Raw genomic sequence first — 12534 nt, forward strand, 5'->3', positions numbered from 1 at the left:
TATTTCAGCTGTTTCATCAAATATTTAATGCTTTAAACAAACATTCAAATCTTAAAGGCAAAAAAAAGAACCCATATTTCATGGGTTCTTTTTTACGAATTATATTAGGAGAGTTGTTGAGCAACATCCAAAATCAATTGCTCTGTACTTAACCAATCCAAGCATCCATCAGTCACTGATTGACCGTAAGTCATGTGATCAGAAATTTTCTGATTGCCATCGACTAAAAAGCTTTCTAGCATGACGCCACGGACTTGTGTTTGAGGTCGTTCATTCACAATTTGCTTTAATACAGCAGGTTGATTCAATGGATTTTTAGCACTGTTCCCATGGCTACAATCAATAATCAAAGCTGGTAATACATGGTTATTGTTTTCTTGAATCTTTTTAATTTCAGCGAATTGGTAATTTGTACCCTGATTCGATCCACGTAAGATCAAATGTGCGTGCGGATTACCCTTTGAAGATAAAATGCTTGGACCACCATCTTGGCTTAAACCAAGAAATTGATGCGGCTGTGAAGCGGACTGAATCGCATCCAATGCAATTTGGATTGATCCATCTGTACCGTTTTTGAACCCAATGCTATAAGGCATATGGCTAGATATTTCGCGGTGAATTTGCGACTCGCTTGTTCTCGCCCCAATCGCACCCCATGAAATCAAATCATCAAAATATCCTGTTGCCATTGGGCTTAAGATTTCTGTAGCCAATGGCAAACCCATTTCAGCAATTTGAATGAAGAGCGATCTAGACTGTTCAAGTCCTTTTTGCATATCTGCTGAACCATTTAAATCTGGATCATATAAAAAGCCTTTCCATCCTACAGTGGTGCGGGGTTTTTCAATATAAGTACGCATCACGATGAAAATCTGATCTTTGACTTGTTCTTGCAGTTGTTTTAATTTTTGTGCGTATTCGAGGGTTGCTTTAGGATCATGAATCGAACATGGACCAGTAATGACCATTAAACGTGGATCATGACCAGCTAAAATATCTTGTATGGTTTGGCGATGTTGACGAATTTGAAGTGAAACTATCGGACTAACAGATAAAGTTGATTTTAGTTCTAATGGTAAGCTTAATTTTTTTTCTAAAGTATGTTGAGCCGTGGTTATAAGCTGAGAATTAATTGCATTCATCTTGAATTCCTTTGGGCAGCAATTGCCCTATCTTTTATTTGAGCGTGAGGTGTCTATTGGCTGGGTTTTGTTCTTGACTAAAATAGAACCAATAACCGTTGCTAAAATAAAAAGTATTCAATGTTTTCATGAGATGCTCCTATATTTGTTGAGATGAAAAAAAACCTGATTGGTGTTGCCAATCAGGTATAAACTTGATGGGCAACATTTTTGTTGCCCGAACGCGTCTAGGCAACTAGATGTTAAATTGCCAAAAATAATAATAAGCGTTAGTAATCAAGTGTGTCGTTTTCATCAAATTATCTAAAATATAACCCTTAAAAGTAAAATACGCATAAATAGACTGATTGACAAGCAATTTATATAAAAAATATCGTTATATCAATCATAACTCAAATATATCAATGGTTTATTGCTTATCTGTAGGAAGCCAATCTTTTATAGCACATACTTGTTTGAGCATCAGTTGCTCAGCCTCAGACTTACAAATCGCTTGGCTAAATAAAAAGCCTTGACCATATGCACAGCCAACATCCTGAAGACTTAAGAGCTGTTGGCATGTTTCGACACCTTCTGCGATCACATCCAATGACAGAATAGGTCCGAGCTTAGCAATGCCCTCTACAATTGAATTGATTGACTTCTCCTCATTCATTCGATTCACAAAAGCATAATCAATCTTGAGACAGTCGACAGGATAATCTCTTAAATGCGTCATTGAAGAATGACCGGTTCCGAAATCATCCAATGAGATTCGAAGACCATAATTTTTGAGCTTTTGTAGTGCTCGAATCACAAATTCCACTCCACGCTCAGACAGAATATGTTCTGTAATCTCAACCTCGATTAAATGAGCAGGAATTTGATGTCGTTCTAAACGTTGAATCAACAATTCTGCATAATTGTCACGCATGAATTCAACTGGAGAGGCATTAATTGAGATCGGTACAAGTTGAACGCCCTTAGACATCCAATCCGCCATGTCACTGAAAATCTTTTCATGCATGATTTCACTGATTTTACTGGCCAGCTCATAATCGTTAAACGCTTCTGAGATTGAAGCTGGATAATGAAGTTGCTGCTGTGCATCATGCCAACGCATCAAAGCTTCAAATCCGATTAACTGACAATTATCTAAGCGAACTTTAGGTTGATAATACGGTTCGATTAAATTGTCCTGAATGATATAGCGAGCAGTATCAAGTTGTTGCATCTTCTTTTCAGCAAGTGCAAACATTTCGTTATCATACATACGATACCCACCACGACCTTTTTCTTTAAGATCATTTAATGCGGTATCCGCACATTTCATCAATCCGAATACATCTTGAGCATCTTTAGGATAAATGGCACATCCAATACTCATCCCACTATTAATCACTTTTCCTGCATAAGTGATGGGTGCGATATTTTGTTTGAGCACTTTTTGTGTGGTTTTATGCAATTCTTCTTCTGAGGTCATCCCTGAGACAATAATTGCAAATTCATCTCCACCTAAACGTGAAACAATACACTTGCGATCCAAACTCTTTTGCAGACGTTTAGATAAGACTTTAAGTAGATGATCTCCAGCAGGATGACCTAAAGTATCGTTAATGTTTTTAAAATGATCGAGATCAATAAACATCATACCAATAAGTGTTTTCTCACGATTTGCTTGTGAAATCGCCGCTTTTAATTTATTTATGAAGGCACGACGATTCATCAGACCAGTTAGATCATCATATTCACTGCTGATTTTTAGTTTAGCTTCGGCAACACGTTGACGGGTAATATCACGTGATACACAGAGAATACTGGTCGTATTTCCTTGTTCATCATGCACAGGTGTTAAAATATTATCCCAATACATCACAGTATCGCCGTGTGTGCTCATCCCCGCAAAACGGGCGTTCTTCCCTCGAGCTGCTGTTTTAATCGCCTTTGCCCCTTGCTCGCGTACTTCAGGTGGTAACAGCGTTAACCAATCCATTCCAAATTTCTTAACACGATCTTGACCCAGTAATGCCATGCATCCAGATTTGTTCATGTGTTCAAGCTTGCCATCTGGTGTGATAATTTTAATACAGTCCACGCTGACATCGAGCATATCTGTATTGGCACGCAAGGCTTCGGCAGTTTCACGCATTTTGATTGTACGATCATGGATATTTGTACAACTCATCATCCAATTTTGCTGGTTGGATTGAATCACCTTAGGTTCAGCAAGCATTAAGAACCAAAGATATTCACCTGATTTATTTTTTATACGACACTCTTTTTCAAATTTCTGACCATTTTTTTGAGCATCGTTCCAAATCTGATAAAGATGTTCAGCATCATCAGGGTGCACAAATTTAAGCCAGTCTACGTCACGCAAGGTTTGCGTATCGGCACCGATATACTGCTTGAGCGCTAGATTACAATAGCCTGAGTTGGTGTGACTGACCCATATCAAATTGGGCAGTAAATCGAGTGCAAATTTAAAGTCATCTGACAGTGTTAGATGTAAAGGCACAGCTTTGGACTGTAAATGATCAGCTCTATTCAGATCCAGAATGCTCATAGTTCACCTCTTCGAAAATAACAACCCATCAAAATGACGAATACATAAATTAGCGTAAAATTTTAGTATTTAATTAATCAGTATTTAAATTGGTTTAATAGTGATTAATAATCATCATTAAATTAAAAATACGTGATAATAATAACACTTAAATAGATTAAATTAATACAAATACCATTTCTGCATGATACATAATTTTTCTCACTTGTGAATATTAAATAGACAAAATGCATAAAAAATAATGAAATACGACACAATAATGAATTTATTTGATAATTTGATATCTTATAATTAAATAATTCTGATTTTAATTAAAAAAATACCTACTTATATTAAGTAGGTATGGATTAATACAAAAATAATCTAAACTTATTATTAAATTATTATAAAAAATCTTTGATGTTTTGGATGATCTCACTTGGTTTTTCTGCATGCAACCAATGTCCAGTGCCATCAATCGTCATAAATTTAGCTTGAGGATATTGGAACCTGATCAGATCGGTATCGCGCTCGATATAATCTGATAATTCTCCTTTTAAAAACAAAGTTTCATTCGATTGCGGATTAAGACGTTCCCATGACAAAATCTGAAAATATTGTTGTTTAAGTGCATCTAAGTTGAATAGCCATTGTCCATTGCGGAAAGATTTGAGCAGAAATTGAATAACGCCAATTTCATTAATATATTTCTGCATCACCTCGGTTGCCTCCTTTCTTGAAACAACTTGAGCTTTTTGAACTTCCTCTAAAGCGTAGAAAATTTGATCATGATGAGATTGTTCATAAGCGATGGGTGCCATATCAAGTACAATCAATTTAACTACTCTATGTGGTACAAGGTTTGTTAAGCACATGGCAACTTTTCCCCCCATTGAATGACCAATGACGTGAAATTGTTGCACATTCATATCATCTAAAGTTTCTATAACATCTTGCGCCATAAGTTGATAACTCATTTGATCAGAATGAGGTGATATACCGTGATTACGCAAATCAATTTGGATGACATCATGCGTTTCCTGAAATGCTCTCGCGAGCATGCCTAGGTTGGATAAACTACCAAAAAGACCATGAATCAGAACAAGAGCAGGTTGACGTTGATTCGCATTTGATTTGGTGATCTCAGCATTTAGTCGCATGTATATACTCAAATAGCTTTAAAAAATGTGATTCAAATTCTAACAGTTGAGTTTGTATTTTGGTGTTAATTTAATTTTTATTTATATAATTCAGCACATTAAAGACAATTAAAAAAATTCGGTTATAAGTAAAAGTATTGAGTTTTATAAAAATTAGTCCTGTAATTCGATCTTGTGATCGTGCGGAAATTATATATATTATCCGATTAAACTTTTTACTTTGAACATTTTAGGAAATTTAGACCATGTTTCATCATGTAGATGCTTATGCAGGTGACCCTATTCTTTCACTCATGGAAGAATATAGTAAAGATGAGCGTATTCAAAAAGTGAATTTGAGTATTGGTCTATATTATAATGAAGACAGTATTGTACCTCAGTTAAATGCGGTCAAAGCTGCGTACAAAAATATTGAACCAAGCAACGATAAAGTTAAACTTTATTTACCAATGGATGGTTTGAAATCTTATAACGAAGCGACTCAAGCATTAGTTTTAGGTCCTGATAGTCAAGCGCGTAAAGATGGTCGTGCTGTCACGATTCAAACACTTGGTGGCTCAGGCGCACTTAAAGTCGGTGCTGATTTTCTGAAAAAATATTTTCCTGAGTCAGATATCTGGGTAAGTCAGCCAACTTGGGATAACCATATCGCAATTTTTAATGGCGCTGGTATCCAGTCTCACTTCTATCCTTATTTTGATGCTGAAACAAATGGCGTTAACGTTCCAGCAATGCTTGAGGAATTAAAAACACTTAAGGCGAAAAGTATTGTTTTGCTTCATCCTTGCTGCCATAACCCAACTGGTGCAGATTTAACGCCAACAGAATGGGATCAAGTGATCGAAGTGCTTAAGGCGAATGACCTTATTCCATTCCTTGACATTGCTTACCAAGGTTTTGGTAAAGGTCTTGAAGAAGATGCTTATCTTATTCGTGCTTTAGATAAATCAGGTATGAATTTCATTGTGAGTAATTCATTCTCAAAAATCTTCTCACTGTACGGTGAGCGTGTCGGCGGCTTAACATTTGTCTGTGATGATCAAGCTACTGCTCAAAAAGTCCTTGGACAATTAAAAGCAACTGTACGCCGTATTTATTCTAGTCCAGCAAGCACAGGTGCATTATTGGTTGAAAACGTGTTAAACAATGCAGATCTAACCGCTCAATGGCAAGCTGAATTACAAGAAATGCGTGAACGTATTATTAAAATGCGTGAATTGTTAAATTCTAAATTGAGTGCGGCTCTACCTGAACGTGACTTTAGCTATCTAGTGAAACAACAAGGTATGTTCAGTTATACAGGTTTGACTGGTGAACAAGTGGACATTCTGAAAGATAAATATGGTATTTATTTAGTCCGTAGTGGTCGTATGTGCGCAGCAGGATTAAACTTGAATAATATTGATTATGTGGCTGAATCAATTGCAGAAGTTTTGAAAGCTACCGCTTAAAAACAAAAAACGGGCATATCGCCCGTTTTTTATTGCTCAATTAAAAATGTACAACAGTACGGATTGATTTACCTTCGTGCATTAAATCAAAGGCTTTATTAATGTCTTCTAGCCCCATAGTATGAGTAACAAAAGGTTCTAATTGAATGTCACCCTTCATCGCATCTTCAACCATTTTTGGTAATTGAGTACGACCTTTTACACCACCAAATGCTGTACCCATCCATTTACGTCCAGTCACTAATTGGAATGGACGAGTTGAGATTTCTTGACCTGCACCAGCCACACCGATAATGACAGATTGCCCCCAACCACGGTGTGCACATTCAAGCGCTGAACGCATTACGTTTGTATTACCGATACACTCAAATGAATGATCAACACCCCATCCAGTCATCTCTACAATGACTTGTTGAATAGGTTGATCATAGTCCTTAGGATTGAGGAAATCTGTAGCACCAAACTGCTCAGCCAATTTAAATTTTTCTGGATTAGTATCCACTACAATAATTCGGCCAGCTTTGGCTTGTTTAGCACCTTGAACAACTGCTAAACCAATACCACCTAAACCGAATACAGCAACAGTGTCGCCTTCCTGTACTTTTGCAGTATTGTGAACCGCACCAATACCAGTCGTTACGCCACAACCCAATAAACAAACGTGTTCAGGGTTTGCTTCAGGATTAATTTTTGCTAACGATACTTCGGCAACAACTGTGTATTCACTGAATGTTGAACACCCCATATAATGGTAAATAGGTTCGCCGTTATAAGAGAATCGAGTCGTTCCATCAGGCATTACACCTTTACCTTGAGTGGCACGTACAGAGACACATAAGTTTGTTTTATTTGATTTACAGAACAAACATTCGCCACATTCTGCAGTATAAAGCGGAATGACATGATCACCTGGTTTAACACTGGTTACGCCTTCACCAACTTCAACCACAATACCTGCACCTTCGTGACCCAGTACCGCAGGGAATACGCCCTCTGGGTCTTCACCAGAAAGTGTAAATGCATCAGTATGACAAACACCTGTATGCGTAATTTTCACCAATACTTCACCAGCTTGTGGTGGAGCAACATCTAATTCAACAATTTGTAATGGCTGACCTGGACCGAATGCCACCGCTGCACGAGATTTCATGATGAAAACTTCCTTTGTAAATTAAGATTTAACAGATAAGTTACAGTAACCGCTTTTGATAAAAACATTCAACTATTTGATTGATGATATTATAGCCATACAACTGAATAATAAGATTTAGGAACGACAGCTTTGATGCTTATGTTGCGATATATATTGTGTTTACTCACATTCTTTATTTTAACTGGATGTAATTTGGCGATGAATACAAGTATAAAACAAGCCCCAATCCAACCTCATACCACACATTGGCTCAGCAATACACCAGAAACAAAACGCAATATTGAACAAGGTTTAACTGCATTCTTACCGCTTCATGATCCTTTTATGAGTATGGCTTCACGTGTTCATTTAATACGTGAAGCGCAACATACGATCGATTTACAGTATTATATCTGGGAAAATGATGTGATAGGTCAGCATTTATTGTCTGACCTACTCAAAGCAGCTGATCGTAATGTGAAGGTTCGACTATTAATTGATGATCAAAATGGCACTCAATTAGACTCGACCTTAAGTGCATTGTCTAAACATCCTAATATCGAAATTAAACTATTCAATCCCTACAAATTTCGCAGCTTTAGAGTTTTGGATTATGTGTTTCGCTTTAATAAAATCAATCATAGAATGCATAACAAATTGATTATTGCTGATGGAGCGATTGCTGTTACTGGGGGGCGTAATATCAGTAATGAATATTTTGATGCCAGTGACAATTTTCAATTCGCGGATATGGATATTTTATTTGCAGGTCAATCAGTTTCAGCTGCAAACACGGTGTTTCACCGATTTTGGAATGATGAGCTGAGTTATGATATTCAGCAAATAATTCCTGAGTCTCAAAAAGAATTAGCGCATTTAAGATCGCATTATTCAACCAAGCAAAATTTTCAAGGTGCTGAAACTAAAAAACGTATTGATCAAGCAGAACGTTTTTTAGAAGAAAATTTAAAAAAACATCCTATTCGTTGGTCTAAAGCTCATTTTGTTGCAGACAGCCCCAATAAAATCAGAGCGAAAGCTCAATCTCATGAACTGCTGATTAATCAGTTCAAATCCATTATGGGGAAACCTGCTCAAGAAATAAACTTGGTGTCTGCCTATTTTGTTCCTACTGTTCATGGTGAGTCTTTACTCAAACAATTGAGTGAGCAGAATGTCAAAGTTCGAGTTTTAACAAACTCATATTTGGCAAATGATGTCCCGATTGTTCATGCATTTTATCAAAAATATCGAACCTCACTCTTAAGGTCAGATGTAAAACTTTACGAGTTTAAACCTTATATTGAACGGTCTGATCGGACTTGGTATGAAATTATGATGGGTAATGTTATTCCTGCGAAAGGAAAAAATGCGTCGCGGCTTCATGCTAAATTTTTTACTGTAGATGATAAAGTTTTTATTGGAACATTCAATTTTGATCCACGTTCAGCGTATTTGAATACTGAACTTGGACTGATCATTGAGTCAGCCGATTTTAAAACAGAGATATCTCAATCTTTAGATGAAAATCTTCCCAAAGTTGCCTATCAACTACATTTGGATGCCCATCAAAACTTAAGATGGGAAGAACAACGAGGTGAAGAAAAGTTAATACATGATCATGACCCTGAAACGACTCGTTTTCAGAGATTTATGTTCAAGTCTTTGTCCTATCTCCCAATCGAATGGATGATGTAAATTCTTTGTTGTGACTGGTTTGTACAACCAGGATAAATTGCATTATTATTCACGTTTTATTTTTTGAACCCTTGGTTCTACTCTACTCCCATGCAATTTTTTGATCTTAGTCGACAGTATAATCTGAACGACATACTCACCCCTTTTTTATCACTTGAAGATTTATCTCAGCATGAATGGTATTTAGCTAAAATTAGTGTTGATTATGATTGCCTTACTGATGAAGACTTAGTTGAAGGTTCTATCACGTTAAAATCTAACCATAATGTTCAAATTGAATTGGCTTGGTTAATTTTAGACAATGGTCATGAGTTACAAGTTTTGTTCAAAGGCATTGAAACCTCTGTCTCAGAACAAACGCTCGTGATTGTGAAGGGTGCCCGCTTAGTTGATGAAGAAGGACAAGAATTATCTGCTCAAGCATTATCTTTATGGATTGATGGTACTCTACTCAATATGCTTCCACATATTCGTAAAGAAATTAAATCACGTTTAAACTTGTGGGATTATGTAGATTATGATGTGTAATAAGCATCTCGATTGACTTTAACAGGTTGTTAAATTAATCCAATTGACTGGAAAAGTTCACGATAGTATTCGGCTTTCTTTTCAAGAGCTAAAGGATAAGCTCTTGAAGAAGATGGCATACGATGGATTCGGATATCTTTGTTATCAAATTGCAGATCCACGACTGTACCCATTTTAACTTTAGTGTGTACAGATGCATTCATTGACTTTAATAAGGTCTCAGTTGCTTTATCACCTGTGGTCATAATATCTCGACAATATGGAATTTTTTTAAGCAATAGAAGCATATCTGTCGGTGTAACGATTTCTAGAAATTGATCTGAGGCATTGTCTTTCAAACGCCGTACTTGATAGGCTGTATCAAATATTGCAATGCCCAACTCATTTAGAAAATCTTTCAGCATTTGCTCTTTGAATTGTTTATTTTCACGGTCTAGAAAATAATGAGAGTCTTGAAAAAAGATCAACCCATATATTTTCCACATATCATTTTGAAAATTCGGATAATAAAAATCCATTTTCCATCTTGCTTTCGGCGGAGGAAAACTGCCAAGCATGAGCAATTTGGCTTGATGAGGTACAAATGGCTCAAGTGGATGTGTTTCGATATCAGTCATATCAAATTTCGGTCTAACTTTTCGATCTAAAGTGATTTTGAATAATCGAACTAATTTTTTTTGCCCAAAGCTGATAGATTTCTTTACTTGGATGAAATCCATCCTCAGCCATCTTCAAATTGAGTTGTTTATACTCATCCAAATCATATTTAACCAATTCAAATTTTGGTTGTGGTTCAATCCAATTTTCCAATTCAACATTCATTTGATGGGCATATTTTCCAAACAACCAAGCTAAAGGATTTGGTAATGCAGTAAACTCATTCATCGGTGGAACTCCAGTCGCGATAATGAGCTTGGGTGAAAATTTCTCAGCGATCAGTGAATATAATTGTTCTTGTAGGCAGATCCATTTTTGCGGTGAGATGAGCTGTGTTACATCATTGACCCCTATCGAAGTTACTACAATATCAAACTGATCGTCATTAATAGCATGTATAGTTCGAATCACATCTGAAGTACAATTTCCAGTTTTTGCGATTAATGACCAGCGAATTTGAAAATGATCTCTAAGTTCCTGTAATAATGTTCCGCTTAACGCATCTTCTTGAAATTGCACACCCACACCAGCAGCAGCTGAATCACCTAAAATTAAAATTGATATTTGAGGGCCATTCCCAACCAAACCATTTCTTTCCCCCAAAGCTTCTGCTAAACGAGGTGTATTTTTCTTGACTTGGTAACCTTGCACAAGTAAAGCTGGAATGAGTGCGATTGTCGCTAATTTAAGAAACATGTATTTGATTTTAGGTTTTGATATTTCCTATTTTAAACGATTTTTTAATATTTTCATTGCTATTTATTATTGAAAATAATTATCATTTACAATGATTAATTCAAAGCTAAAATCCATGAATCATCCTATCAAATTTTTTTCTATATTGATGTTAATGAGTTCCGCAGTAAGTGCTGATCTATCTGTAAATCATTCATTACAAGTCAGCACTCAACCTTATGCCCCTGCATGTGAGGATATGGATCCCAAAAGTAAGGTGCTTCAGCAAATCCAAAACAAGATTCAGATGCATCCTGATCAAAAAAATCATCTCCTCGATCAATTTTGGTCGGAAATTCGTAAAAATCAAACCCCAATAATTGAACATTTTAATGAAACACACCAACGTGTCATTTATTTATATCGTGGTGCAAAACACAATGTGCGATTAATCGGTGGTCCGAGTAATGATCATGAGTGGTTAACTCGACTTAAAGGTACTGATATTTGGTTTAAAGAAAGTATTGTTGATTCAAGATTTATCGGAAGTTATAGTTTTGCTGTGGATTCGCCGAATATCGATGGATATTTATCAAATTACTGCCCACATTTAAACCCAAATTTAAAAGAATCACGAGATCAGCGTCGATCTATTTTAAAGGTACAACAACTCGACCCTTTCAATCCTCATAAGTGGTTTGATTCTAAAAACATTGCCTTAAAAACGAATACCACGCTGAGGAATGAAAATATCGCAAAACTCAGTCGAGCGCCCAATTTTATTGATCCAACTCAAATGGCTGAAAAAAGTGAAAAACAATTAACTTCTTCCGTGTTGAAAAGTAAAGTTTTGGGAAATGATCGTCTTATTCAGATTTATGCAACTCCACCTCAAGTCGGAAAATCATATATCACTCTGATTTTTTTTGATGGTGAGCAATATGCGCATTTAGTTAAAGTTCCCCAGATATTAGATCAGTTGGTTCAACAACAGCAACTCCCACCTATACAGGCTGTTTTTGTGGGACATCCTAATGATCAATTACGTGCTAAAGAACTTAGCCCCAATCCAGAATACATACAGTTTTTTCAAGAAGAATTATTGCCTTGGATGAGTCAATATTTGCCCTACCAACGTGATCACAACAAAACAGTCTTATTGGGTTCAAGTTTAGGTGGTCTGAGTTCTGCTTATTTGGCGTTAAAAACGTCCAATGATATTAGTCACGTCGTGCCACTTTCTGGTTCATTTTGGTGGAAATCTGATCCAAACGATACAATCAATGGTATGAGTAAACTCATCAGAGCTTCAACATTAGACAATACAAAGAAACTCAATTGGTATATTTCAGCCAATAGCTATGAATATTCGAGACAAAATAATAGCTTAAGCATTCTAGAAACCTCTCCGATTGTCGCTCAGGATTTAATCGATCAGGGACACAATGTTCACTATCAAGAATATATAGGCGGACATTCATATGCCGTTTGGCAAATCGTCATACAAGATGCTTTGAAATATTTCTTTAAAAATAAATCCCACTAAATGTGGGATTTATAAGACGTT

General features: G+C 36.3%; 10 protein-coding genes. 4 read left to right on the forward strand and 6 right to left on the reverse strand.

What is annotated here, in order from left to right; translation table 11 throughout:
- Positions 1 to 104: 104 nt before the first annotated feature.
- The 3 genes from AC1M9D_RS07610 to AC1M9D_RS07620 all read right to left on the reverse strand — a co-directional run bounded on the left by AC1M9D_RS07610 (position 105) and on the right by AC1M9D_RS07620 (position 4826).
- On the reverse strand, positions 105 to 1142 hold the full coding sequence (locus AC1M9D_RS07610; protein ID WP_481611865.1) for a 3-deoxy-7-phosphoheptulonate synthase: 1038 nt from the start codon (positions 1140 to 1142) through the stop codon (positions 105 to 107).
- A gap of 409 nt (positions 1143 to 1551) precedes the next feature.
- A complete protein-coding gene (locus AC1M9D_RS07615) occupies positions 1552 to 3687 on the reverse strand; it encodes a sensor domain-containing protein (protein WP_481611866.1) in 2136 nt (711 codons plus the stop codon).
- A gap of 383 nt (positions 3688 to 4070) precedes the next feature.
- On the reverse strand, positions 4071 to 4826 hold the full coding sequence (locus AC1M9D_RS07620; RefSeq protein WP_481611867.1) for an alpha/beta fold hydrolase: 756 nt from the start codon (positions 4824 to 4826) through the stop codon (positions 4071 to 4073).
- A 245-nt stretch (positions 4827 to 5071) separates the two neighbouring features.
- Here AC1M9D_RS07620 and AC1M9D_RS07625 point away from each other — a divergent pair, with 245 nt between their 5' ends.
- A complete protein-coding gene (locus AC1M9D_RS07625) occupies positions 5072 to 6277 on the forward strand; it encodes an amino acid aminotransferase (RefSeq protein WP_481611868.1) in 1206 nt (401 codons plus the stop codon).
- Between the two features lie 40 nt (positions 6278 to 6317).
- Here the strand turns inward: AC1M9D_RS07625 and AC1M9D_RS07630 are convergent, their stop codons facing one another.
- Positions 6318 to 7427 (reverse strand): S-(hydroxymethyl)glutathione dehydrogenase/class III alcohol dehydrogenase, encoded by a 1110-nt coding sequence (locus tag AC1M9D_RS07630; protein WP_092766302.1) that lies wholly within the window; start codon positions 7425 to 7427, stop codon positions 6318 to 6320.
- A 135-nt stretch (positions 7428 to 7562) separates the two neighbouring features.
- On the opposite strand from AC1M9D_RS07630, the gene AC1M9D_RS07635 reads away from it, so the two are divergent.
- Positions 7563 to 9107: a phospholipase D family protein gene (locus AC1M9D_RS07635; RefSeq protein WP_481611869.1), complete on the forward strand. Its 1545-nt coding sequence runs from the start codon at positions 7563 to 7565 to the stop codon at positions 9105 to 9107.
- Between the two features lie 90 nt (positions 9108 to 9197).
- Positions 9198 to 9635: a hypothetical protein gene (locus tag AC1M9D_RS07640; protein WP_179997989.1), complete on the forward strand. Its 438-nt coding sequence runs from the start codon at positions 9198 to 9200 to the stop codon at positions 9633 to 9635.
- A gap of 29 nt (positions 9636 to 9664) precedes the next feature.
- Here AC1M9D_RS07640 and AC1M9D_RS07645 read toward each other — a convergent pair whose 3' ends face one another.
- Together AC1M9D_RS07645 and AC1M9D_RS07650 are read right to left on the reverse strand one after the other, a co-directional pair.
- The gene (locus AC1M9D_RS07645) at positions 9665 to 10252 is read right to left on the reverse strand and encodes a uracil-DNA glycosylase family protein (protein ID WP_481594634.1); all 588 of its coding nucleotides are present in this window, start codon (positions 10250 to 10252) and stop codon (positions 9665 to 9667) included.
- Between the two features lie 13 nt (positions 10253 to 10265).
- Positions 10266 to 10988: an SGNH/GDSL hydrolase family protein gene (locus AC1M9D_RS07650; RefSeq protein ID WP_481611870.1), complete on the reverse strand. Its 723-nt coding sequence runs from the start codon at positions 10986 to 10988 to the stop codon at positions 10266 to 10268.
- A gap of 154 nt (positions 10989 to 11142) precedes the next feature.
- Here AC1M9D_RS07650 and AC1M9D_RS07655 point away from each other — a divergent pair, with 154 nt between their 5' ends.
- Entirely contained in the window at positions 11143 to 12513 is a 1371-nt protein-coding gene (locus AC1M9D_RS07655) for an alpha/beta hydrolase-fold protein (RefSeq protein ID WP_481611871.1), read from the forward strand.
- Positions 12514 to 12534: the final 21 nt, after the last annotated feature.

The organism is Acinetobacter sp. ANC_7682 (assembly GCF_056779795.1).